The following is a 26526-nucleotide window of genomic DNA, read 5'->3' on the forward strand; positions in this document are numbered from 1 at the left end:
ACTTGTATTCTATATAGGTTATCTAGAGTTTATATGGAGCTAATCGGTAGTTTAACTAGAGATATAAGGAGTTTATGTGTAGTTATTTACCTGTTCCAGAAAAGCTAGAACACAAATTCAAAAACACAGTCGTTTTTAAATTTCGGTAAGGAGTTAGTCAATCTAAGAGACTTATAGAAAAGAGAGGTTAAGCTTGATTTAATATTTGTGAATATCTATATGGGAATTGTAAGTTGTTCTTCATAGAAATTACAGCTTTTAATAAGAAAAGAAGCAAGTTAATATTCTTTTATATGGATAAGAATATTAACCTGCTTCTTAAATTTTAGTATAAATTATTTATTGTAAGCTTTATAATATAATATACAAATTTATCACCTGTTTTTATAATTCAAGCACCTACTATTAGGAAAAGAGAATATTTCCTAATTAATTTAAAACATAAATTTTGTCCATGTTTTAAACAATATGTATTTTGGAGGAGGTTAATTTGATTTTTTCAAAACTCATTGATCGGTACGCCTTATATGATTTACACAAAAAAAGAAGTGTAGCGTTTCAGTATACTTCCCTTTCTAACACTTCATTAAATATAAAGGACATAGAATCTTTTTATAAAGTAAAACCATCACATATTCATTTTGACATTAAGCATTCAAAACAGGAAAAGGAATACATGGCTGGGCAATTCAAATATAAAAGCTCAGTTCAATCCGGTGATTCACGCAACGACTCTGTAACTGGGGAATTATTCTTACATAAAAATGAAAATGCACCTCATGTTATCTTTGTTCACGGTTGGAGAATGGATTCTAACGAACGTGTGAAAAGAATATTCCACGATCATATGACCAGCCTGAAGTGGAATATGTATTATTTCACTCTACCCTATCATTTTGAAAGAAAACCCGATCAATCCTTTTTCAGTGGAGAGTATATGGTAAGTGCAAATATTGAACGAACAGTACAAGCAACTAGACAAGCGGTAGCTGATTTACGAGCTTTGATTAAATGGATTAAAGCAAATAAAAATGGTCCCCTGATTCTAATAGGAATTAGTTTAGGTGGATTTATTACTAACTTAACCTCTCTTGTTGAAGAAGAAATTGATGTGTTAGCATCCATTTTCTATGCAAATCGACTCTCTTATTCAATTTGGAATACAACTCCAGGTAAATTTATTAGAGAAGACTTGGAACATCATGGTGTAACGTATGATGATTTAATAGATTATTGGAAAATCACTGAACCGAGTCAAGCATTACCAAAAGTAAAAAAAGAAAATATTTTATTAATTTCAGGTAAGCATGATCTATATGTGCATTCTGAGGATACAGACTACTTGTGGGAATCTTGGGAAAGACCTACACGATATATTTATACATGTGGGCATGCCGGGATAGTTCTTAAACGTAAAAAAATTGCAGCTGATACTATTAATTTTATTCAAAATCGATTGAACTCCCCGCACTTATCTAATGTCGTGCCTTAAATCGCGAGATTACTAAGCACATAATCTTATACTTGTAATGTTTCATTTTAACCAATTACATATATAAATCATTGTCATGCTAATCCATACACAATAAAAAAATGAAAGATCCCCTAATGAAACATTAAAAAGGGAAGAACCTTGATGAGTTCTTCTCTTTTTGTTTGTTCTTTATTGAATTGTAATTTAATTACAGTATGTGAAATTATGCTATATTAATTTTAAAAGCAAAGTAAAGGTTGTTTTTACTTCGCTTTTAAAATTTGCAATCCTTATTAACTTTGCTCAATTCAGTATTTATTTCTACACTCTTCGCTTTTATTTAATCGGTTTTTCTGATTTTAAAACAATGGAACTTAATGCAGGAACTTTAATTTTATTGTCATGGACAACATAAAGTGGTTTACTTCCCGCCTGCTTCCCGTCTACTAGTACTTTCCAAGGCCCTTTCGATGGAAGTGTTATTTCAACCGCTTCTCTATTTGCATTGTGAGCCACCGTAAAGTATTCATTTTTATTCCCCTCTATTGTATAAGCTACCGTATTTTTCGGGGCACCTATAAATGAAACTTGTGTTTTTATTTGCGCTGCAGATGTCATTCGAAAAGCTGAGTACTTTTTGCGTAATTCTATTAAACCCTTCATATAATCTACTTCATTATTAAACGTTGCACGGCGCAACCAATCCATCTGGTTAATTGAATCTGGAGATTTGTAACTATTATGATCACCGTATTTCGTCCGCATAAACTCTTGCCCTGCATGTAAAAATGGAATTCCTTGTGATGTTAATAAAATTGAAGAAGACAATTTGTGCATTTGTTTTCGCACTTCATCATTGTCACCTGGATTAGTTAACTCAAGTTTATCCCATAATGTATGATTGTCATGTGCTTCCACATAAGTTAATACCTGTTCCGGATCTTGATAGGTAGACGAATTTGTATCGTAGTCAATACCTGCCGTAATACCTTTTTTAATACGATCTTCCATGTTTTCCTTTCCATTTATAAAACCATTTTCCTTCTCCTCAAATACACTACCTTTTAACCCATCACGTATATTATCGTTAAAATGAGCAATCCCTTTCATTTTCTCTGCGTTTTTTTGATTTGCTTTTAGCTCAGCTGCAAGAGGTGTATTTAAATCCCATCCTTCTCCGTGTAGTATAATAGAAGGGTCAATTTGATTAACAGCTTTACGTATTTCATTCATCGTTTCATAATCATGAATACCCATTAAATCAAAACGGAATCCATCTAAATTGTATTCTTTTGCCCAATATGTGACGGAATCTATCATAAATTTCCTCATCATTTTTCTTTCTGAAGCAGTATCGTTTCCTACTCCAGTTCCATTTGCAAATGTTCCATCTTCATTGTAACGATAATAATAACCTGGAACTAACTTATGAAAATTAGACTCAGCAGCGTTATAGATATGGTTATATACTACATCCATCACCACACGAAGATTATTATCATGCAGTGTTTGAACCATTTGCTTTAATTCAGTTATTCGAACAGTCGGCTCATAAGGATTTGTAGAATAGGAGCCTTCTGGAACGTTGAAATTTTTAGGATCATATCCCCAGTTATATTGCGGTTCATTTAAAGTCTCTTCATTTACAGAAGCATAATCAAATATTGGTAAAAACTGAACGTGAGTAACACCAAGATCCTTTATATGATCAAGTCCTGTTTTTACACCTTCTGGCCCTTTTGTTCCTTTTTCTGTTACACCTAAATACTTCCCTTTCTGTTTAATACCACTTTCAGATTGGATGGAAAGATCGCGTACATGTAACTCATAAATAATAGCATCTTCCGGATTTTTAAATTTTGGCTTTTTGTTTGCTTTCCATTTTTTCGGATTTGTTTCTTCTAAATTAACGACTGCACCTTTATCCCCATTTACAGAAGCAGCACGCACATATGGATCAACTGCTTCAGTCCACTTATCACCAATTTTGACCTTATACGTATAAAAGAGCCCTTTTTGGTTCCCCTTTAGTTCTGATGTCCAAGTTCCCTTTTCACCTTGTTGCATGTTTATTTCAGCACCTATTTTATCGCTCCATTTTTTATATGTAACTAACTTCGCTTCGCTTGCAGTAGGAGCCCATAAACGGAACTTTGTATGTTGCGGAGTATATGTATTTCCTAAATCGTTACCACCATAATAAAATAAATTATCAAATTCTTCGCTACGAATGACTTGACCAATTTCAGTATTCGTATCAGCTAAGTTTTCTATTTTAACTTTGTATGTTTGTTTTAAATCAATTTTCTGTTCCGTAATTATTTTGACCTTATTAGTAATATCGCCACTGTTTATATCATAAGGAGTAATATTCTTAATTTTAATGCCTTCAATTTCAATTTTCTTTTCCTTAATATTAAACGGGACATTAGTCGTTACAGTAATTTCATGGAAACTATCAATAGTTGCTTTTTGAATTGAGAGATCCGATGAAGGCTTAGAGTTATATACTTTTTCATCACCCGAAAGGATCCATACTTCAGCACGACCGTCCTTTATATTTTCAATCCAACGATCCCCACCATCTTTTTCCCATTCATTTGTTCGAACTATAAATCCTACACGATTATAGTCACCGTCTATTTTTATCTTAGCGTATTTTCCAAATTCATCTTCACCAGTAAATTCATAAGATGTACCATTTGCATTTTCTCCCCATAACCAAAGATTCCAGTCTTTTGTATTTCCAAGCTTTTCTTTGTAATGAATGATAATTTCAGTTGTTTTCGAATTTGAAACTGCCTTCACACTCTGAAAGGAGAAAACAGATGATAACATAACGATTAAAGTAAGTAATAAAACTGTTTTGTTAATTAATCTTTTTATAATTTGCATCACATACACCCTTTCTTCAAATATTACTAACGATTTATTATGCTTACACTGAATAACACTGCTTAAATTAATCTAGAAATCTCTTTTACTTCACCTCCATATCGGCTATTTTCACGTATGTATTTCAATGACCTTTTAATACGAAAACGTTTGCATTAGTACTTAAAAAAATAGATTTGTTTATGCCTTCATATATTTGTAAATACTAAAAGATCAGGGAAAACATTTTAAAGCAATCGTTTGTTATCGCTTTCATTTTATAGACTTTCTATCAAGAGGTCAATATATTATTAATTTTCTGTTTTTATATATTTTAAACCTTATTTATTTGTCACAACTTCTTACAGGTAAAGTGCCTCATTATTGCTTAGTCAGTTTATTTTCAATAATACATTGCTACGTAAAAAACAGCTAATATCCTTAAAATGACATTAGCTGTTTTTCATAATGTATTAATATATGAATGATAACTATATTTCTAAATTACTTAATTTTTGCTGCATCAAATGCTTTTTGAACTGCTTGAACTTCAGCTGTATTCGCACCATATTTATTAGTTGCCACTCGAATACATGCTGATCTCAATTCTTTGAAATTAGAAGTCATGTTTAACTCATCTGTATTTGCATAATAGAAAATATCAAACATTTTATCTTCACCAATTCCTTTAACTGTTACTCCGTTATGAGTTCCGCCTTTTGCAATCAGATACGCAACTTTATTAATAATACTTGAATTAAAATGAACACCGCCTTGATCCCATCCATTAAAATCGTTAAATTCACTGTAATCATCTGGATAAGGCACTCCAAGTGAAGATGGCACAGAAGCTGGGTTTTCCATATCACGGAAAACAGATCCCGTTTGTTCTCCCATTGTCCAGTTAAAGTTTCCATTATTTACGTATTTCTCAATAGATGTTCCCATAATATCAGATAGCGCCTCATTAATCGCACCGGATTCCCCGTAATATTCAAGATTAGATTCGCTAGAAGTAACAGCATGTGTAAATTCATGTCCAGCTACGTCATATGCTTTAACAATAGGATCGCCATATACAAGCATACTTCCATTATTAGCACTTAATGCATTCTGCCAATTTTTCGGATCATTCGTCTCTTCAGAATCCCAAGCGTGTACAACTGAAACTACCTTTTGTCCCTTATTATCAAAGCTATTACGCTTGTATTTATCTTTATAAAAATCAAATACTTTTGTTGCTAAGTAATGAGCACTTACTGCTTTTGGATCGTTAAATGTTGCCGAAGTACTTGTCGCTAATGTACCAGGATAATAGCTTTCTTCTTTAGTAATATCTCTGTAATTCACATCATATGTTTCAATGCCTTGCCCTCTTGTATAATCAGCAAGAGCATATTTGCCATTACTTTGTTTAGAGATACCAAATGAACGATTAATACCTAAATCATCTTTTCCTGTTCCTGTTAATGATGTAAGGCTGCTTTGTTTACTTTTCTTTAAGGCTCCAACTAGTTTTTCACTTGCTTTTAAGTTAGATTCTTTTACCATATTTTTTAACATATCACCATTTTGTGCATTTACTAAATAAGTACCAGAAACATAGTTTGGTGTTGCAGCTTCGAAGGTAACTTGGTATGCATTGCTAGCTTGTCCATTATTTTCATCAACAAAAATAACCTCTTTAACTTCTGGCTCAGAAATAAACTTGATATCGTTCCCGTATTTCGTATAAATATATTGTTTTGCTTCATCTTTTGATAGATTAATAGGTTTTTTCAATTCTTCTTGTTTTAAATTTTGCGCGCTATCGCCTGAAACACTTTTAATAACACCCTTATTATCTACGTGTGCAGTTAATTGATGTCCATATACTTCTTTTCCTTCGTATGTTTGCTGCATACGCACAAGTGTAGTTCCATCATACGAACCACGTTTTTGAAGGACTTTATAATCTACTCCTGCTTCTCCATTGACTTGTTTTTGGGACAGAGCTTGTTCTGTTTTCTCCTTAAGTGCATCCTTTACTACATTTTCTGGTGCCTTTTGTGACGGCTGTGTAAGTTCACCCGAACGGAACGATTCCTCCTGAATTTGAACTTGTAGTTGATCTGTTTCCTCTGCATGACCTACCCCATATGGTGCCACAGCTGTTAAAGCTAATCCTGTTGTTAATGCTACCTTAGTTAATGTCTTTTTGTTTTTCATTATTTCACCTCGTATAATTTTTGAAATAGAAAGCTTGTACAAAGTATACTGTCTATTAATGTCTAAAAAAAGAGAAAATACACAATTTATGTAACATTATGCAAAATTACATAAATTAAGGATGATGCTACAATTAAAGAACAACTCATATAAATGCATTAATTTCAATAAAAAAGAGCTCCCTAAGACGCTCACCCAATTGGTTAGTTATTAATTATCTATATTCATTGTAATAAAAGTATACTTACCTCTAAATAACAACATAAAAACCCACTCTTTACTATTGTAAGAGTGGGTTTAATGTTATTAAAATAACAATTACTATAAGAAATTTTATAATTTATATTTTTTTAGTAATCCTACTAAGTTTTTTGTAAAATTCACCTTTTGTCTTTACATGATTAAACTGATTTGGATTAATATTTGCTTTTTGTGAGAGTAATATAATCTCTTCTTTTGAAATTGAGTCTTTCGTATTTATAGATGCTATATTTGTGTATTTTCCGTCTTCTGTTTTTGGAATTTCTAAAATCCCTTTATTCACAAGATCAACTACCGCCTTATGCACTGAAGAATGTAAATCTACACCAGTAATTTTCCAATTATGCATAACTTTTGGTGTGTATACACCGTTCTTTACCTCTTTTAAATATGTAATAGCAAGGTTACGAATGGTTCCGCCTGTTTCTCCAAATGCATTCTCTTGTTTAGATGACCAAATTTGTTCAAACTTACGCCCCTCTAAAGCTCCACCTTTTGCCTGAAGAGCCTCCATTCTATATGCATTCATTCCCAACGTCATAACATCGCTCATTTTGATTGGTTTGTTTGTACGAATAGAGCGTAAATTTGTAATTCTGCTTCCATATGGTTTTGTTAAGTCAATTTCGTATTTTACGCCTCCAAAGAAATCGTTCGTACTGTATTTAGATGCACGGCGGGTTTTATCAAAGCTAACGGTTACATCTCCGGCACGAGATGAGTTAAAATATCCTGCTGCCCATTCCATATAGTCTTTTAAATCTTTTCCAGAAATCTTATATACTGTAATTTCTCCCAAGGCATATTGGTAATTGTACGCAATATCTTTTTTCTTAATAGGGCCTGTATCTAAACGGGCATAATCATTATCAATTTGATGGGCTACTACATCTGCTTTACTGTAGTAGAGCAGAACTTCATGAAAGAAATCTGATAAAGGTGTTTCTTGAATCTGAACACTTGGAATACCCTTTATTTCATTTTCAGGAACAAGATTTCTACCCTTTAATTGAGCGACTACAACATTTGCATCTCCTCTCGCATATTCGTGAAAAGGTGTTAATGTTTCTTCAAGTGTAGGATCGGATAATATCGTTGTCCCATCAGCATTTTTTACAGGTATAGCGGTAGCAGTTTTATTTTTTAAAGCCAACTTCCCATCTTGCTTTGTAAAAGTAAGGTCAATACGTGAAATATGTGTTCCATATTTATCTGGTTCTGTAATAATTACGCCATTTACAACTTCTTTTTTTACAAGTTTATGCATATGAGCCGCAAAAATAGCACTTAGTTCCGGACAAGCATTTGCAATATCTTGAACACCAGTACCAGGGATACCATTCTCATTTTCTAGTCCCATATGCATAACTCCTACCATTACATCTACTTTACCTTCTAATTCCTTAATTGCCTTTTTCGTCTCTTCTACCGGATTTTTCACCACTAAACCATTTAAGTGATCTGTCCCTTTTTCAAAATCACTAATCATTGGTGTATTCATACCAATAATCCCAACTTTAATTCCACCTTTTTCTACAATTGTATATGCAGGAAGAAAGCGCTCTCCATTTTCCTTATAAATATTTCCTGCTAACGTTTTTCCCTTATATTGCTCACTAACTTTTTTCAATGTATCTAATCCAAAGTTGAATTCATGATTTCCAAATGCCCAGGCATCATATCCCATTGTATTCATCGCTACCATCATTGGCGATTGTGGCTTATCGTTGAATAATTCTACTGAGTTTCCTTGAATTGTATCCCCGGCATCTACTAATATGGTATTTGGATTTTCTTGACGGACCTTCTTTATAACCGTATAAAGCTGCGTCAAACTTCCACTCATATTTGCTCCATCAAGCGCATAATCCCAAGGCATAAATCTACCATGAATATCTGCAGTACCTAACAATGTAATATTAACTTCAGATTCCTCAGCCTTAGAGATAGATGGTTTGACTATTACTGCCGTTCCAAGCAGTAATAAAATTACAAAGTAACATACATAGTTCTTCCATTTCATTTTTTGCATAATAATAATATTTCTCCCCTTTTTGTACTTTCATAAAGTTGCTTGAACTTTAAAAATGTAACTTATTATTCAGGAAACTTCAACTACAAAAGATAATTTTGAAGGTGGTTCTGTTGCAAAAATAAAGAGAATAAATTGCATACATCCCCTAACAGAATGGTATTTTATCATTTCCTGACAGAATACACCTTCCTTAAGGATGTGAAGTGTACTTTCAAAATAAGGACATATCATTCATCACCATTTCAATTTATTAAAACGGGCATATACAATATGTTATGATGATTATTTTTTGAATTTTGTTGCTGATTTATTTCCTTCTAAATAAAAACACTTTCAAAAAAAAATAACCCCGCTCTTCATTTAAGACGGGGTTACACTTATACAGAAAATCGGATAGTTTCATATTTTCTTAAGCTTATTGGTCACTTTCAACTAATTTCATTCTATTTTTGTTTTCTTCTGAATCAATATGAATCAACCGTTTCCCCTGTTTATAATACGTATCAATAAATAGGGAATAATTTTTACTTTTCAATTTCACAAAGCAATTTTATCTCTTTTATTTGTGAAATATGACGCTGTTCATGTAAATAAATCAATTCTATCCACTGATCAAGGGATAATTCTCCAAGAGCTGGATGCATCACTGATTTTTTCGCTAATATAGACTCATCTTCTATTGTACTCAGGAAACGCATCAATTCTTTTCTTGATTCGTTTAGCATATTGAGCATTTGCTCCACTTCAAATGGTTCTATACTTGGTTCAATCATTTCTGGAGCTATAAACTTTTTCGTTCTATCTAATAAAATAGTGTGAATTTCTTTACGCTCATTTTGGGTACTATCTAACTTTTTTAACCCTGAGGAAATAACTGTTATCACTCTCTCATCTAATAAAACTAAATGATGACAAACTTGTGCAATACTCCATTTATCCTTATCTGGTTTCCTATTAAATTGAGCATCACTCAACAAAGTAATTTCCTCAAATAATTGATCTCTCGTTTCATAAAACTTGTCATTTACAAATGTATCCATGTGGATTCTCCTTTCATTGCAACCTACATACTTAAATTTCTACGCTAGAGATATTATCTTCAAAAAAAGTTTTTCTTTCACTACTATTCCAATTTTATTTTAAAGCCACAAATGAACTTATTTGTTTTTTTATATCTTTTTAATTGGCACAAATAAATCAACCTTTAACTTTCCGTCTAGATCTTCAGCAACATTATTTAAGCAAAACTCTAAATTATCTCTATCATAATCTGCATCATACTCACTATTTGATAGCCACTCTACATACATGTATTGATACGCTTCACTTAATTTATGAGGTTCATCATAGAACTGGTATAGACCATATGTACCTCCATCTAATCTTTTAAATTGCACATCATGATACTTTTCTTTATCGAAGTTTTCAGGAATCGTAACACATGCATCATGCCGGCACTTATGACTTGCAACAAGTTCAGGATTATCTAATGATATTCCGATAAATGATTGCTCTGGTGGATACAGTTTATTTTCAATTGACCAGTTCAGTAACTTTCCCCAGTGATCTTGCGGTTCAAAGTAGCTACCAGTTCGTCTTATATACGCTACTTCTAATGGTGGTATTTTTTTATAACAACTTTCATTTACATCTTCTCCCCTATAAATATATACACTGTTTATTTAGCTTTCTTTAATATTTATTCCTTCTTAAACAAAAAGAATTTTCTAATCACATAAAGTGAAACTTTAATCAGCGGGCGATGAATTTGAATTGAAATATAATTGATTACTATTACTACTAAAGTAGTATGTACTTTCATACTTTTATTTGATTTTACATTCTTTTTAAATCGATATATTAATTGTAAGAAAATAAAAAGGTGGAGGATTTTAATTGATTAAAGGAATATACGAAGCGCATTTACCAGTGAGTAATTTACAACAATCTATCGAATTTTATGAAAAACTAGGGTTGAAGTTAGCCTGGAGCGATGAATCAACAGCATTCTTTTGGATTGAGGATGGGAAAAGTTGGCTGGGATTATGGGCGGGCTCTGAATACGAAACAAAATATCATCCTTCTTTACGTCATATTGCATTTAGAGTTTCCTATGAGGATTTAAAAGAATCATTACATTGGTTACACTCACTTCAAATTAAAGCTGTTCCGTTTGGGAGTAATGAATCTATTGAACCATTTGTCCGTCCACATCAAGGTAATGCATCTGTTTATTTTATTGATCCAGATGGTAATAGCTTAGAACTTATTTGTCATATTTTTGTACCTAACGCACTAAAACATATAACTGATAAATTATCCTTTAAAGATTGGGAGACGCTATTAGCTGACACATTTGAATGAATATTAGTTATAAATCATAATGGCTCGCTTTTATTTTTATAACATGTATAACAATCTTGAATAATAATGTCCTATCAATTTATCATTAAATAAATGTAAAAAATGACCCTATTTATTCATTTTTAATGCGTATGTATGTACATTTGTTAATTTATTCGATATATTATGGGTATTGAATGATTACGTAAAGTGTAAAGGTCGCTTATATAACACCTTATATTTTTATATCCGTGAAAACTACAAAGTGTATGAAAATCCATTTGTCAAATGAATTTAGTGCGGAAGGAGGTTTGTGGTTACTTCATAGGGTATAATAATCAGTTTTTTACTGATAAAAATATAGGAGGCGACATAATGTTTCGTACGATTTCAAATTTCATGAGAGTAGCTGAGATAAGAAGGAAAATCCTTTTTACACTAGCGATGTTAATCGTTTTTCGAATTGGCACGTTTATTCCAGTTCCTCATACTAACGCAGAGGTATTAAAAGTACAAGATCAAGCTAACGTTCTAGGTATGTTAAACGTATTTGGTGGAGGAGCATTGCAACATTTCTCAATCTTTGCTGTAGGTATTACACCATATATTACAGCTTCCATCATAGTACAATTACTACAAATGGATGTTATACCTAAGTTTTCGGAATGGGCAAAGCAAGGAGAAATGGGCCGTAAGAAATCAGCTCAATTCACTCGATACTTTACAATCATTCTCGCATTCATACAGGCCATCGGAATGTCTTATGGCTTTAATAATATAGCAGGTGGACAATTAATAACAGATCAAAGCTGGACTACATACTTATTTATTGCGACAGTTTTAACTGCAGGTACTGCATTTTTACTTTGGTTAGGCGAACAAATTACCGCTAACGGAGTTGGTAATGGTATTTCGATGATTATCTTCGCAGGTCTCGTTGCCGCGATTCCAAATGTTGCAAATCAAATTTATTTACAACAATTCCAAAATGCTGGCGATCAGCTATTTATGCACATAATAAAAATTGTTTTAATTGGACTCGTAATTTTAGCGATAGTTGTTGGTGTTATTTACATTCAACAAGCTGTACGTAAAATACCGATCCAATATGCAAAAGCTGTTTCAGGAAACAATCAATATCAAGGAGCAAAAAACACTCATTTACCGCTTAAAGTAAATAGTGCTGGTGTTATACCAGTTATCTTTGCTTCTGCATTTTTAATGACGCCGCGTACAATTGCGCAGCTCTTCCCTGATTCAAGCGTATCAAAATGGTTAGTTGCAAATCTTGATTTCGCACATCCAATTGGAATGACACTTTATGTCGGTCTTATCGTTGCTTTCACATACTTCTACGCATTTATTCAAGTAAATCCTGAACAAATGGCTGAGAATTTGAAAAAGCAAAATGGATATGTTCCTGGTATTCGTCCTGGTAAAGCAACTGAACAATATGTAACTAAAATTTTATACCGTTTAACATTTATTGGTGCAATTTTCTTAGGTGCAATTTCTATATTACCGCTCGTATTCACGAAAATTGCTACGTTACCACCTTCTGCTCAAATTGGTGGTACAAGCTTACTTATCATTGTCGGTGTAGCACTAGAAACTATGAAGACGTTAGAAAGCCAGCTTGTAAAACGTCATTATAAAGGCTTTATTAAAAAAGTGAATTAATTATCAAAAACACAGTTGGTTATTTTTCCAACTGTGTTTTTGATTTTATCAGTCCTGTAATATACAGGGCTGTTGCTTTATTAAACTACATCTCCTTCTCTAATAACCGCCCTTTTTTGAAATAAGTCCGTAGTGTTGAACGATTGGCCAAAAATACACCAATCAATATAAGACAAGCCCCCATTCCCATTGTAGGATTTAAAGGCTCTCCTAAAATGATATATCCCACAATTATTGCAATTAATGGTGATACATATAACCACGTCGATGGAAATACTGGATTTGTTTTTGATAAGAGCCAGTAATATAATCCGTGTCCACCAATCGATCCGATAAATATGAGATATAAAATAGGCCATTGCACACTCCATGAAGTTAATACGGTTACATTTGGTTGTTCTACAATAATAGATGCGATGAGTAGTAAAATCCCTCCATAAAACATTTGAATACCGTTAATAAGAAATGGTGATACATTTGATAAATCTGACAGTATTTCTTTTGAACGAATAGAGCCTATTCCGTAAAATAGCTCCCCTATAACTAAAACAATACAAGCAATACTCCATATGAAACTTACTTGTTGATGCATTCCTGGTAAAGAAACAAATATAACACCTATTAGTGCAATAACTAAAGCAACGAGTTGTTCCTTTTGTAATTTCTCCCTATTCCTCTTTGCTTGTATTAATAAAATCATCATTGGTCCCGTAGCAGAAAGAACAGCAGCTAATCCCGAAGAAATATATTGTTCTGACCAATATAAACTTGCGAATGTCATAAATGTTAAACAAAATCCAGCATACATAATACGTTTTGAAAATATATGTGGCATAATTTCTTTTCGCTTTAATTTAAAAATAATCATAAGGATTATACCCGCTAAAAAGAAACGAATTCCTGCTGAAAACAACGGTGGCGCTCCTGCTTCAATTCCAATTTTAATCGTTAAAAATGTTGTCCCGAAAATAATACATACTAAAATGTAATTAAAAATGACCATTTTACTTCCTCCTTTTTACTCTTAAAATGAGTATAGAGGCTATGGTGTATAACAGTGTATCGGTACATATAACAGTTACTTCAAGTTGTAGTTGATTCCCTATATATTTTTCGCTTTAATTAAATTAAAAAGAAAAATAGGTGAACCTATGAAGATTGTATTGCGTAAAGAATCAAACATACCGTATTACAAGCAAATATATATGCAAATTGTTGAAAGAGTACAAAGTGGTATGCTTTCACATGGTGAATCCCTTCCTTCTTTACGTTGTATGGCCACAGATTTACAAATCAATGTATTAACTGTTCGTAAAGCTTATAAACAGTTAGAAACGAAAGGGTATATACGCATCGAACAAGGAAAAGGTGCTTACATATATAAACGTGTAAAGAAAGATTTCAAACCGATACCGTATAAATGGCAACAATCAAGATCTATTAATGTTATGCGTTCTCAATATGCAATGAATAAACACCGTAAATATTATGATTTTTCACAAGCAATTCTGTATCCCCGTCTGTTACCAAATCCATTTTTGGCAGACGAAATGCATAAATTGCTGGATAAAAATCCGATGTTGTTAGCAACTTATGGGCCAGTTCAAGGCGATTATGAATTGCGAGTTGAAATAGCAAATTACTTAAATGAACACCAGAAATTAGTGACGGACCCATCTCAATTATTAATTACAAGCGGAGCACAACAAGGAATTGATTTAATTGCTCAAACATTATTAAAACCTGGAGATACTGTATTAGTAGAAAGTCCGTGTTACAGTGCCGCGCTTGATGTTTTCATCAATAAAGGTGTTCAAATCATTCCTGTTTCTCTTGATAATCATGGAGTTCGCTCCGACTTAATTGATGATATTTGTCAAAGTAAAAATCCCGTTTTATTGTATACGAATCCGACCTTCCAAAACCCGACAGGTACAGTAATGAGTAAAGAACGAAGAATGGAACTTATAGAACTAGCGGGGCTATATCAATTTTTTATCATTGAAGATGATTCTTTCGGAGAAATATATTTTGAAGATGCTATAATCCCGCCCCCAATCAAAAGTTTTGATAAGGATGGCCACGTAATATATATAAAAGGATTTAGTAAAACGTTAGCACCAGGACTGCGTATCGCGGCGCTTATTGCCGATGGTCCTATTTTTGAATGGCTATATGCAGTAAAAGGTTCAATGGATATCGGTAGTCCTTTATTAACACAAAAGGCACTTCTACCGTTTTTACGTGCAGAACGTATGAAAAACCATTTAGAAAAATTACGTACAGCTTTACAAATGAGACGTGATTTAACAATTGATATATTATCGCCATTAAAAGAACTACACTTTGAAATACCAAATGGAGGTTTTAATTTATGGGTGACACTACCTGATTCGATAGATCCCTTTACCTTATTACAAAAAGCAAATGAAGTAGATGTCTCTTTTTTACCAGGAACAGCTTGTCTATTAAACTACGAAACAAATGATAACCAATTAAGAATTAGCTATTCAATGTTAAACGAGAAAGATATGGAAATTGGATTAGAGAAATTACATGATACAATACGAAAAAGTATTTGTTAGAAGCAATATCACATTAGCCAACAATAAATAATACCCGCAAATGAAAATGTATAGTATGGGACATTATCTATTGTTGAGCTTTTTCGTTATTCAAATCTAGTTACTCTATAAGCTGTAATCTTTATTATCATTCCACTTTAACTACAATCTTTCCTCTAACATGTTGTCCTTCACTCAAAATATGAGCTTCTCGAACTCCTGCTTCATTAAATGGCACCACTTTACTTATGATTGGTTTGATTTTTCCGTTTACAATTAAAGCTGATAATTCTTCTAATTGTTTTCCATTTGGTTTTAGCCATAAAAATCCTGATTTTATTCCTTCTACTTTTTGTAGTGGTTCATGAACAATGGAAACTAGAACACCACCAGGTTTAATAATTCGAAAACTTTTTTCTTGCACTTCGCCACCTATTGTATCTAACACAATATCAAAATCTGATACTAGTTCTTCAAATTTATCTTTTTTATAATCAATAACGAGATTCGCCCCTAAAGACTGTAAAAATTCTTTATTTTTACTACTAGCAGTCGTGGCAACAAAAGCTCCAAATGATTTTGCGATTTGGATTGCCAAACTTCCAACGCCACCAGCTCCAGCATGAATGAATACACGGTCATTCTCTTTTATTTTTGCGTAATCTACAAGACTTTGCCACGCTGTAAGTCCTGCAAGAGGAATAGAAGCTGCTTCTTCGTAACTAATATTATTAGGCATATGTGATACTAAATCTAATTGTACTGCAATGAATTCAGCATAAGAGCCGCTTCCTATATTTTCAGGTTTCGTAAACACTCTACATCTTCTCCAACTTCTTCAATAACTCCAGCTACATCTAATCCTAAAGTGATTGGAAATGAAAAGCGTAACTGTTCTTGTAAGTCACCTTTTCTTATTTTCCAATCAACTGGATTAACAGATGTTGCATAAATACGTATTAATACCTCGTTATTCTTAACAACCGGTTTTAAAACTTGTCTTTCTTTCAATTCTTCAACACTGCCATATCGATCAATAACGATTGCTTTCATTTCCTCTCCTCCTTGCTGTTTATTTTAATAACATACAATTATTTCTCAAAATTTTTTGCCTTGAATTACCATATACTTATTTTTGGGGGTAATTATACAAAAAGCATTATAAAGTGAAACTTTAATCATTCCTCACCAATCGGGCTCTTACTGCCCGGCAAATAGCGGGATGAATTTCAAAAAGAATCTTACACACATCTTAGAATTATTCAAAACTGTATTATTAATTAAATTCAAAAGAAATGGGGCTAACTTTATGAGTGAAAAGATATTTAAAATAAACGGTATTGATATATGTACAGAAAGCTTCGGTAACTCTAATGATCCCGCTATTTTATTAATTATGGGAGCTACTTGTTCAATGATATATTGGGATGAAGAATTTTGTGAACAGTTGGCGAACACAGGAAAATTTGTTATTCGCTTTGATAATCGCGATGTTGGACGCTCTGTTACATATGAACCTGGCACTTCAAATTATTCAGTAACAGATATGGCTGAAGATGCAATCGGAGTATTAGACGCTTATCATATTGATAAAGCCCATCTTTTTGGTATGTCATTAGGTGGTATGATTGCTCAAATTGCCGCTGTAAAACATCCCGAAAGAATTTTGACGCTAACTTTACTAGCGACTAGTGTAATAGGATCTGATAATAATACTCGCGATTTACCCCCAATGGATGAAAGGATTTTAACACATCATGTAAAGAGCGCAAGTATAGATTGGACAAATAAAAATGATGTGGCAGAATATTTAGTTTCAGGATCTCGTCTATTATGTGGATCAGAACGAATATTTGATGAAAATAGAGTTTATACACAAGTAAAACAAGAAATAGAACGCGCAAACAATTTATTAAGTATGTTTAATCACGCTTTACTTCAAGGTGATGATGCATATGAAGGTGTACTTCACTCCATACAAGCACCAACATTGGTTATTCACGGAACAGACGATACAGCACTCCCATTTGAACATGGCCTCGCACTAATTGATGAAATTCCAAACTCAGTACTATTAACTCTTAAAGGGGCAGGCCATGAAAACCATCCAGATGACTGGGAAAGCATAATTAACGCTGTTTCTAAACATACATCTAAAATTTAGATAAATAACTAATGGAAGGGGGCACAAATTGTGCCCCCTTCTAGTTACAAACAAAAACCCATCACTGTATTCGTATGTATAGTGATGGGGACTTTTTATATTTTTCTATGTTTAAAAAAATGGACAATCTAATTGATCAACAGATTCCCATAATTTTTTTTTTGCATTTTCGGTGGATGTATTTGTGTCTAGTGTCATGTTTTTAAAAGGGTTTACTTCGACTTTTAATAAGGATGAAGGCTCCACATATAATGAGAAAACATGGCTGCTTGGTAAAGCTTTTGAAACGTCAATATCTCCAACTTGTTTAAATAGTTGCTGCGCAGCAAAAAAGAAGAAATTAGTTGGATTTGATTGTTTATTCAGCCACGCAAGCATTTCAGGTGATACCGATTTATGAATATTGATTTTTACTCGATCACCACGTTTATATCGCCTAGATCGCATACTTCCACCAACTAACTTATCGTTAAGTTTGTAAATCCTAACTCTTTTTGCTTATGCTCTCTATATTTTGGCGAACAAGTATAAACTAATAATCCTCGTGCATTTGTAAATAACGGATTATCTACAAAGATTACATTTTTGAGTCGTCCTTTTTGCTTTAAAATCATTTTTAAACTGTTTTTAATAATTACTGCACCCCCGCCATAAATAAACACGTATGGGTCGTCTTTCATATCATCAATTTTATTTATAATATCTGTTGCAACACGTGCTGCTAAACCTAATAGCGCTGGCTGTGATTCCTCAACTAATAAGGTATTTCTCGGATGCTTATCATTTAAATAAATTTGATTGAATTCTGTAATACTATCAATCGTTTTAGTTGGATACTTCCGGTTCCATCTCGTAATGATTTGTAGTAACGTCTCTTTTACACCATAAGATAAACCTTTACTTAGTTGCGGACGGAAATTCACCCCTAATGAAACGACTTCTTCTGTCGTCCCTGCACCAATATCAAAAGAGAGTAGAGTTTTATCTACAAAATCAATTTCAGAAACTTGATTTTGCTCACATTCTATTTTATGTTTCACAACATTTCCTTCTTCATCGTATACAATGCCCCACGTACCAGAAGCGCCCTCAGGCAGGCATTTACAATACTCAATTGAAACATTAATTGTCACATCGCGTCCGTTCGGATAATGGAAAATAACCTTATGATTTCCCATATAACGTTTTGCATTTTCAGCAGCTATTTCTTGTGTAATAAGCTGCATAGGAAGAGCGACAGATAAATCATAACGAATATTAATATGGCTAGAAGTTGGACTTTGACGCATAGCGCTTACCGCCAAACCTGATAGTATTGTAATAACCATTAACTCATCCGTTGACTTATTCGATTTCTTCTCTACCTCAGTACCTTTTAATTGATCTTGAATAACTTTTTCTCCAACGATGTATCGTACATTATTTAGCATTAACGATGGCGAACTTATAGTCACATCAATGTGGTTTTCTAATTCAGATAATGAAACATCTACCTCATCTAAGAGTCCTGTAGGCTCACCTATATATAAAGAATAAATACTCGGAATAAAAATAGGGTCTTGCCCTTTCACCATTAACTTCAAACCGTTGTTTCCTGCATCTGCACCAGCTTTTAAAAGTATAGACATAACTACCCCCTAAATTAATCTGACATCCCTTCCAAATATATGCGAGCCCATTCTTTTACATTCAAATGTATTGTAATTTTTTATTTATCATAAAAACAAAATATTGCATACTTACATATTGTGTGTAAAAAGTATTTGACATGACACTTTTCCAATTTTATACTTATATTTGTAAAGAGTTTTTTACAATCGAGGGGGCAATTATTTATTGAATACTAAAAAAACTATTTTTATAATCATTGTTTTAGCATTAATTGCAATACTAGTACATGGCACATATAAATACATAACTGAAGGTTCTATTTTAGGTGGTACGATTTTTGCTATTTCGTTAATACTTAGTAATTTAATTAATCACATTACTTGGGGAGATCCCCACGGTGTGTCAGAAGAAAGTCAAGATGAGATGGGACAACAAATTACATATAAAAGCTTTAAAATTGCGTATTTTGTGCTTGTAGTTGTAATGTTCCTTTTATTAATCTTCTCCGAAGGATTTTCTATGGGGGCTAATTTAGATGGAGTAAAAAACCTCCCCCTGTTCATCGCAATTTGCTCTTCATTCTTTATTTATCCTATTGTCGAACTCATAGTTGCAAAACAATATAAGTAAAAAGATGAGGTTTTCTACATGTAGAAAACCTCATCTTTTTATATTTACATACTCTCTACAATTGCTTTTAATTTATTCACAGTCCGCCAATTCCTAACTGTAGCTGGTGTATGTAACTTCTGAAACTGGTTCATTAATTTAGAATTTCGAATGCTATTTTTGAAAAATAAATAAACGACCTTCTCATCTATATAGCAATCTTCAAGTTCACTTTTAAATGTAAGCAATTGACTACTCTCTTCTTCAGAAAGTACATTAGCTAAAAAAGCAATATGAACACTTTCTCCTTCTAACAATGAATGAACTTCATATGGACATTGTTTAATAATATTTATAAATTCATCATGTGTTCTTAGCATGACTGGAACATCGAAATCAAATTCTTTTTTTATTTCAGATTGTATTTGGTCCTTTAGAAAGTTTATACCTTCCTCAGATTCGAACACAATATTACCACTTTGTATATATGTTTTCACTTGTTTTAACCCTATTGATTCAAACACTCGTTTTAAATCAGCCATTTTGATTACTTTATGGCCACCGACATTGATTCCTCTTAGTAATGCAATATAAAGTGTCATATTATCCCCCCACAGTAAAATGAACTTATCAATTGAATCGGTTTTCCCACTCATATTTCTCGGATATTTGTTTTAATTCTTCTAACATATCATGAATAGATAATACCTCAAATAAAATAATAGATTCACTTGAAAAATGGTGATGATAATGATTTGGTTTATAATCTTTTAAATCATTTTTATAACTCCAAAATTGCTTGTCTAATTCAGCAATAAGTTTGAAATGTTCCTCATCAATTTCATTACAACGGTTTCTCAATATAGCAATCATAGAATGAATTGTTCGTTGTAATATTTCTCTTTCACTTTGTGACCAGTCACAAGTCTCAATTGATACCCGAGCTAAATTATCTATATGGTAAATGATTTGCTGTAATATATGAAGTTGCTTCTGCATCGTTAAAAAGCTTCTCATTTCCTTCTTTGTATGTTGATGATATTTCCAATCTTTCTGCTCATATTGAACAAATTGTATCGCCTTATGCAATAATAAAGTCAATTTAGATAAATCCTGAGCAGTCTCCTTTTTCATACCTTTTCCTGCAACTAATGCAGGAATCCATTCTTCCATAATATTTGCTGTTTTAGCAAATAGATCCTCTGTACATCCAAAAATCATTTTCGTGTAGTGGGGTGGAAAAATGAAAAAATTCACTAAAGTAGATACTATAATACCAGTAGATGTAGTAGCTAAACGAATTAAAAATGCAGTAAAATAATGATTTGCCGTAATTGGAATCATTGCTACGGCAGTTAAAGTTGCAACTAAAGTTCCCGCATGTAACCTTAGTTTTTGACATGTAACGATCGTAAACATTGCAGCTAATGCATAAGAAATTGCTTGGTGGCCTAGGAAAAATGTGAAAGTCATGGCATATGCCGATCCAATTGTTGAGGCCGGAAAGCGAATAAGTCCTTTTTTTATTGAGTCTGTTGCAGTTGGTTCAATTGTAACAATTGCTGTTATTATAGCAAAAATAGTTGGGATGTTAAAAAAATCACAAACTAACACTGTAAGAAAAACTGCAATCCCAGTTTTAATCACTCTTCCTCCAACGATATTCCATTTTCTATCTTGATTCATTTTTTATATCCTTCATTCCGGTTTCATTTTATATACATATATTATATATTGTTAAAATAAAAAAACCTACTACTTGAATATTCAAGAGTAAGTTTTCTATCTCATTATTTCATTATAGGTAAATGCATTATTATTTGTTGGCCAATTGGTCCCATTCTTCTAAAACCTTTATCTTGGAAACCAACTTTTGCATATAAATTTTGTGCAGGAATATTTCTTTCATTCACAGCAAGTACAACTTCATTTTTTATTGGAAAATAACGTTTTACAAACTCTTCTAATAATAACAATGACTTTTTAGCGAATCCTTTTCTTTGTCTATTGTGATTAATAGAAAATGACGTTAAAAGTAAAGCATCCTCATTATCTGTGAACTCCTTTACTCTATCTCCCGTTTCCAATGCGAAAAGACCCACCGGTACCCCATTGTGATCTAAAATAACAATCACATTTTTTGTATGATCACTTTTTGCTTTCTCCAGTAATGCGCTTGGATCTGATGTAAACTGAACTTGTTCACTTGGTAAAGTAAATGTTTGTATAACTTCTTTATATTTCTCCTTATACGGAGCTAATTGAATTTCCCCTGTGTGTATGTTCATGCTAAACTCTCCCATTTTTTAGCTTATTAACTTATACCTTGCTGTGCTTTTGAATGCACTCTTCCATCTAAAAAGGTAATTTCAACAAATGAATTTGGATCGTTCCCTTTCCAAGCAAAAATTTGTTTAATTTGTGTAGAATGCTCTACCCCTTCTTCTATAAGTAAATCTCCTTCAAAACCAATTAAATCTTTCACTTCTGTATAAGTCATTCCTTCATTTATACTCGAGAAATGATTTATATTGATAGACTCTTTCTGTTGCCTTTCCATCACAGTAGAAGAAGTTGCTGTTTGGTTTTTCACTTCTTTTCTCTGTTCACACGCTGTCATACTGAAACCTAAGCATAAACTAAACAATATACATGCGCTTTTTTTCATCATAACAGTTGTCCCTCCCATGATAATTAAACCATATATTCCCTTAAAAATAAACTGAATATTTAATATTATATTTAAAAACCTCGTACAATTAAGTACGAGGCTAATTTCATTTATTCAAATGATTATTTGATTGATCATCCTGTTCTTTTCTTAACTCTTGTTCTTCATCTTTTGGTAATTGTTTATCATTATCTTTAATTGGATTCGTTTCTCTATTTTCTATCATATCATTTGGAATTTGTGGCATTACTCGGCCCACAATAGCGGCTAATTCATCTAGTATACCTTCACCTGTTTTTCCTTTTTTAATTTGCTTTCCGATTTGTTTGAGGCGTTCATACGTATCAACATCTGCTACAACGACTGCATTAGCACCGTCAGGGTCATTTTTTAAACTTTCTGCAACAGAGTATTTAATTGATTCAACTCGAGTTCGATCAAGTTTTGCTTTTACATCAATACCTACAATAGCATATTTTCCAACAACGACCGCTGTTGCATCATTCACACCTGGCACACTTGCTGCTAAATATGCTAAATGATCTGCTGCTTTTTCATTTGGCTTATTTGATTTATTCGTATAATTAACATTTTTCATTGAAACATTTTTTTGTTCCGGCTTTTCGTTTGGATTGTCTTTTTTTCCAATACTGCATCCAGTTATAACGAAGCAAAGCATCAATATATATATTAGAGTTTTCATTATTTTCACCACTTCACTATTAAGGTTTAATCATAAATTTTTTCAACAGCTTGCATTTTCTTTACCTTTTCCTCGGCCCCGCTATTAGCATTAATGAATATTTGGTACGTATCTTTTCCTAAAGTGCCTACAAATTCATAGCAAAGCACTTCATTATGCAAATCATTGACTACTAAAGCTTTACGTTCTTCCATGACTTTTACATCCGGATTGATTTTCTTTCTTGCTTCTGCTGCAGTTAGCTTTGCCGATGGAACTGTTCGCTTTTGATGTGACGCTAAGTATTCTTTTGCGGAGAACCCAACGATAGAACCATCATCTAAAGCAATTTTCATTTGGATTGCTTCTGGATAAATTCGTACTCCATTTTCATTTACTACATACGTAAATACACCAACATTATCATATTGAGAGCTATCATAAAGCTCCATATTATTAAACTTATGGTCCTTTAAAAATTTCAAACCTTTACTACCTGCATCGTTTAAACTAACTTTCTGTTCTTTAATTTCGCGGTTATTCATAACCCAAATTGGATATCCGCCTTTTCCGGTAATATCCATATAGAACTCATTGTTCGTTGCTTCATCTTTAATTTTCACACTATAGAAGGATTCTTTCGCACCTTTTCCGCTTTTCTCAACATCTACTTTTTCATTTCCTTTTAAATTCAAAAACGATTTGGCAATTTTCGCCGCTTCATCTTTAGAAATTGCCTTTCCTTCCGCTTCAAATCCACCTTTTTTATTTTTTTGCGCACTTGTAAAGGTCGGTCCGAAGTTTGTAGAAGAATATGATGTTACGTTTTTCTCTACAGTTTTCAATCCATCAATAATTGTGTTATCTGCTGGATCGCGATTTGATGCAAGTGCCATTTCTACATCCATCCAGCGTAAATTATTTTTCAAAACAAGATGTTGTACTTTTCTTAGTTCATCTTGTATATTTCCTGCATTTGAATATAAAGTTTGTAGCGTTTTATATTCTTGCTCATTTAACGGCTCTTTTTCTAAATCACGAATGGCTGCACGGTAACTGAAATCACCGATATTCGCTAAAAATTCTTCCGTTTTATTAAATGGCATTAATGTTAAAGGTAGTTGTCCTACATCTGAGCGAGCTTCAGATGTTAAACGCCATACATCCGCTAATGCAGGTGATAAAGATGATCGTGAATTCATCGCAAGTGTTGTGCCAATTTTATCGTGTAATAAATCGACTTCGTATGCTAAATCATGGAATGCACGTTGATAGCTATTTTCCGCTCGAATTAAAACCGCATTTTTCTCTTGGTGCTCTTTATAGCCCCAATAGCCTGTTCCTACTACACCGACTGTTAATAATACAATGATAATACCTCGTAACATTGTCCCACCTCCGCTCTATTTACAGAAAATATGTTTACCGATTTTTTTAATTTGTGGACGAGTCCAAATCCATTTACTAGTCGCAGTATCTGGATTGAAATAATATAAAGCATTTCCTGTTGGATCCCATCCGTTAATCGCATCTAAAACTGCTTTTTTTGCTGTTTCATTTGGTGTTAAATATATTTGTCCATCGGCTACCGCTGTAAATGCTCTAGGTTCAAAGATTACACCTGAAACAGTATTTGGGAATGACGCACTTGTAACACGGTTCAAAATAACAGCAGCTACTGCAACTTGTCCTAAATACGGTTCACCACGTGATTCTCCGTATACTGCGTTTGCCATCAGCTGAATATCATTTTGAGAATAACCGTTCGGAACATTTGTCCCTTTATTTTGAGGTGGTTTATTCTCTTGTGCAGTGCCACCACTATTTCCTTTATTCGTTGTCGTTCCTTTATTAGCAGTTGATTTGTCATACTTCGTTGCCTTCACGAGCATTTGCTTCGTTTTAGCTCCAGCTAAACCATCAACGGGTAATCCAAATTTCTCTTGAAAATTCCGAAGTGCCCAATATGTACCCCATCCGAAAACACCATCCACTTTTCCCGTATAAAACCCGTTATATTTTAAACGAGATTGCAGTTCAATAACATCTTCGCCCGATGCTCCTCTTTGAATAACTTGATTAGAAAAAGCTTCTACATTCTTTAGTTGTATACTACTGACCATTAAAGACAGTCCTATGAACGCAAGTAAAACTGCTATTTTAAACATAGCTTTTTGGCGCATAATTTTCCCTCCTTAATTATGTAAATGATTTCTTGGTTATGTTTTGTAAAAGCCTCGCTTTTATGTAAAGAAGACAAAAAAATCCAAACTAATATCGTAGAAAGAAAATGTAAACAATATAAAAAAAGGATAAAAGGAGTTCATCATGAATAATTTGTTAAAACGTGTCGCACTCGTCCTTCTGTTCCTAACAACATGTTCAAATGTATATACAGGCTCATCAATTGTTCATGCGCAGCCGCCGTATGCAAAATGGGGTAAACTTGCCGTAGAAAAGACGAAAGAACAATACCCAAAAGCAGAAATTATTGACTATCTTCATATAGGTAGAAAACCAAAAACAGTTCAAATAACTGTTGAAAAATTTAAATTGTGGTTACGTGAGAACGGAAAAGAATACGGTGTTTTTGTTGATGTAGAATTTGAAACGAAGACGGAGAAATTTATAAAGTTGTCGTTTCAGAAGACGAGTAGATAAAATGAAAGAAACCCGGCTATTTAGATTCATAACAGCCGGGTTTCTTTCATTTCTAAAATTCTTTTCTAAAGTTTCGATTCCCTAAAAATCTTACCAATATACAAATAGCACCAATTACAACTGCTATCCCTATACTGTATAAAAGTACTTTACCATATCCACCTATTCTCGGATCTAAAAATGGATATGGATACCAATTCACGATTGGACCACGTATTAAGCTATATACAACGTAAAAAAACGGGAATAAAAGCCAACTTGCAGCTTGTTTCCAAGTGATTTTCTTAATAGGTGGATTTAATATCCAATCTAAAAGCATAGCAATTGGCATGATATAATGTAACACCGTATTTACCCATGGTATTGCCGTTTGAAGTGATTCTTCTAACCCTCTTAATAATAAAAAATAAATGAGTCCAGTCGTAAGTATGTATACCGTTGCTGCACCACGAAGTATACTAAACTGTTCTGATCGACCAAATGTAGCTGTTCCGATACTACTTAAAAGGAGAATACATGCAACTAAAATGTTACTTTCGATCGTAAAGAAACTAAAAAAGTTAACTGGATTGAACGGTTTCACTTGTGCCCTGATTATGAATTGCGTAATAATGGCGCTACATACTAGAAGACTTAAACAGAATCTAAATAAAGATAAAATTTTTTCATCCTTCATACATTCCCTCCTT

22 protein-coding genes and 2 pseudogenes are annotated in these 26526 nt (G+C 33.0%); 7 read left to right on the plus strand and 17 right to left on the minus strand.

The features are described 5' to 3' along the window. Positions 1-490 precede the first annotated feature (490 nt). On the plus strand, positions 491-1492 hold the full coding sequence (locus tag MR112_RS13570; protein ID WP_227899870.1) for an alpha/beta hydrolase: 1002 nt from the start codon (positions 491-493) through the stop codon (positions 1490-1492). Between the two features lie 318 nt (positions 1493-1810). Here MR112_RS13570 and pulA read toward each other — a convergent pair whose 3' ends face one another. The 5 genes and pseudogenes from pulA to MR112_RS13595 all read right to left on the minus strand — a co-directional run bounded on the left by pulA (position 1811) and on the right by MR112_RS13595 (position 10497). Continuing rightward, a complete protein-coding gene (gene pulA, locus MR112_RS13575) occupies positions 1811-4369 on the minus strand; it encodes a type I pullulanase (RefSeq protein WP_227899872.1) in 2559 nt (852 codons plus the stop codon). Positions 4370-4852: 483 nt separating this feature from the next. Continuing rightward, positions 4853-6556 carry a M4 family metallopeptidase gene (locus MR112_RS13580; protein ID WP_061457318.1) on the minus strand — a complete coding sequence of 568 codons (1704 nt, stop codon included), beginning with the start codon at positions 6554-6556 and terminating at the stop codon, positions 4853-4855. 340 nt (positions 6557-6896) lie between these two features. Continuing rightward, complete coding sequence (locus MR112_RS13585) at positions 6897-8849, minus strand: bifunctional metallophosphatase/5'-nucleotidase (RefSeq protein ID WP_242245041.1); 1953 nt, start codon at positions 8847-8849, stop codon at positions 6897-6899. Positions 8850-9376: 527 nt separating this feature from the next. After that, positions 9377-9892: a DinB family protein gene (locus MR112_RS13590; protein WP_000379366.1), complete on the minus strand. Its 516-nt coding sequence runs from the start codon at positions 9890-9892 to the stop codon at positions 9377-9379. Positions 9893-10021: 129 nt separating this feature from the next. Then, positions 10022-10497 (minus strand): annotated as a pseudogene (locus tag MR112_RS13595) (AraC family transcriptional regulator). A gap of 251 nt (positions 10498-10748) precedes the next feature. Here MR112_RS13595 and MR112_RS13600 point away from each other — a divergent pair. Next, on the plus strand, positions 10749-11216 hold the full coding sequence (locus tag MR112_RS13600) for a VOC family protein (protein WP_242245042.1): 468 nt from the start codon (positions 10749-10751) through the stop codon (positions 11214-11216). Positions 11217-11570: 354 nt separating this feature from the next. Next, positions 11571-12875 (plus strand): preprotein translocase subunit SecY, encoded by a 1305-nt coding sequence (secY, locus tag MR112_RS13605; protein WP_000490135.1) that lies wholly within the window; start codon positions 11571-11573, stop codon positions 12873-12875. An 85-nt stretch (positions 12876-12960) separates the two neighbouring features. Here the strand turns inward: secY and MR112_RS13610 are convergent, their stop codons facing one another. Further along, positions 12961-13878, minus strand: a complete 918-nt coding sequence (locus MR112_RS13610; RefSeq protein WP_000234337.1) for a DMT family transporter — start codon at positions 13876-13878, stop codon at positions 12961-12963. A 148-nt stretch (positions 13879-14026) separates the two neighbouring features. On the opposite strand from MR112_RS13610, the gene pdxR reads away from it, so the two are divergent. Beyond that, complete coding sequence (gene pdxR / locus MR112_RS13615) at positions 14027-15460, plus strand: MocR-like pyridoxine biosynthesis transcription factor PdxR (RefSeq protein WP_000706780.1); 1434 nt, start codon at positions 14027-14029, stop codon at positions 15458-15460. Positions 15461-15587: 127 nt separating this feature from the next. On the opposite strand, the pseudogene MR112_RS13620 reads toward pdxR, so the two are convergent. Continuing rightward, positions 15588-16492, minus strand: a pseudogene (locus MR112_RS13620) (NADP-dependent oxidoreductase). Between the two features lie 256 nt (positions 16493-16748). On the opposite strand from MR112_RS13620, the gene mle reads away from it, so the two are divergent. Further along, positions 16749-17603 (plus strand): BCA family alpha/beta fold macrolide esterase, encoded by an 855-nt coding sequence (gene mle / locus MR112_RS13625; RefSeq protein ID WP_001290785.1) that lies wholly within the window; start codon positions 16749-16751, stop codon positions 17601-17603. A gap of 111 nt (positions 17604-17714) precedes the next feature. Here mle and MR112_RS13630 read toward each other — a convergent pair whose 3' ends face one another. Both MR112_RS13630 and MR112_RS13635 read right to left on the minus strand, forming a co-directional pair. Continuing rightward, on the minus strand, positions 17715-18050 hold the full coding sequence (locus MR112_RS13630; RefSeq protein ID WP_001257760.1) for a hypothetical protein: 336 nt from the start codon (positions 18048-18050) through the stop codon (positions 17715-17717). 11 nt (positions 18051-18061) lie between these two features. Next, the gene (locus MR112_RS13635; protein ID WP_000025622.1) at positions 18062-19231 is read right to left on the minus strand and encodes a ParM/StbA family protein; all 1170 of its coding nucleotides are present in this window, start codon (positions 19229-19231) and stop codon (positions 18062-18064) included. A gap of 208 nt (positions 19232-19439) precedes the next feature. Between MR112_RS13635 and MR112_RS13640 the strand changes: the two genes are divergently transcribed. Further along, entirely contained in the window at positions 19440-19844 is a 405-nt protein-coding gene (locus MR112_RS13640; RefSeq protein ID WP_001093141.1) for a hypothetical protein, read from the plus strand. Between the two features lie 44 nt (positions 19845-19888). Here MR112_RS13640 and MR112_RS13645 read toward each other — a convergent pair whose 3' ends face one another. The 7 genes from MR112_RS13645 to sleB form a co-directional block, all read right to left on the minus strand. Next, positions 19889-20425, minus strand: a complete 537-nt coding sequence (locus MR112_RS13645) for a DUF1697 domain-containing protein (RefSeq protein ID WP_000177387.1) — start codon at positions 20423-20425, stop codon at positions 19889-19891. A 28-nt stretch (positions 20426-20453) separates the two neighbouring features. Beyond that, complete coding sequence (locus MR112_RS13650; protein ID WP_242245043.1) at positions 20454-21509, minus strand: aromatic acid exporter family protein; 1056 nt, start codon at positions 21507-21509, stop codon at positions 20454-20456. Positions 21510-21613: 104 nt separating this feature from the next. After that, on the minus strand, positions 21614-22126 hold the full coding sequence (locus MR112_RS13655) for a GNAT family N-acetyltransferase (RefSeq protein WP_004405598.1): 513 nt from the start codon (positions 22124-22126) through the stop codon (positions 21614-21616). Positions 22127-22137: 11 nt separating this feature from the next. Then, complete coding sequence (locus MR112_RS13660; RefSeq protein WP_000976446.1) at positions 22138-22494, minus strand: hypothetical protein; 357 nt, start codon at positions 22492-22494, stop codon at positions 22138-22140. Between the two features lie 106 nt (positions 22495-22600). Further along, positions 22601-23197: a YhcN/YlaJ family sporulation lipoprotein gene (locus MR112_RS13665; RefSeq protein WP_227899877.1), complete on the minus strand. Its 597-nt coding sequence runs from the start codon at positions 23195-23197 to the stop codon at positions 22601-22603. Positions 23198-23223: 26 nt separating this feature from the next. Beyond that, complete coding sequence (gene ypeB, locus MR112_RS13670; RefSeq protein WP_000943727.1) at positions 23224-24564, minus strand: germination protein YpeB; 1341 nt, start codon at positions 24562-24564, stop codon at positions 23224-23226. A gap of 15 nt (positions 24565-24579) precedes the next feature. After that, the gene (gene sleB, locus MR112_RS13675; RefSeq protein WP_001249063.1) at positions 24580-25359 is read right to left on the minus strand and encodes a spore cortex-lytic enzyme; all 780 of its coding nucleotides are present in this window, start codon (positions 25357-25359) and stop codon (positions 24580-24582) included. A gap of 145 nt (positions 25360-25504) precedes the next feature. Between sleB and MR112_RS13680 the strand changes: the two genes are divergently transcribed. Continuing rightward, a complete protein-coding gene (locus MR112_RS13680; protein ID WP_048656493.1) occupies positions 25505-25837 on the plus strand; it encodes a DUF3889 domain-containing protein in 333 nt (110 codons plus the stop codon). A gap of 52 nt (positions 25838-25889) precedes the next feature. Here the strand turns inward: MR112_RS13680 and MR112_RS13685 are convergent, their stop codons facing one another. Further along, entirely contained in the window at positions 25890-26513 is a 624-nt protein-coding gene (locus MR112_RS13685) for a Pr6Pr family membrane protein (RefSeq protein ID WP_227899878.1), read from the minus strand. Positions 26514-26526 lie beyond the last annotated feature (13 nt).

Source organism: Bacillus cereus group sp. BfR-BA-01330 (assembly GCF_022663885.1).
Taxonomy (GTDB): Bacteria; Bacillota; Bacilli; order Bacillales; family Bacillaceae_G; genus Bacillus_A; species Bacillus_A cereus.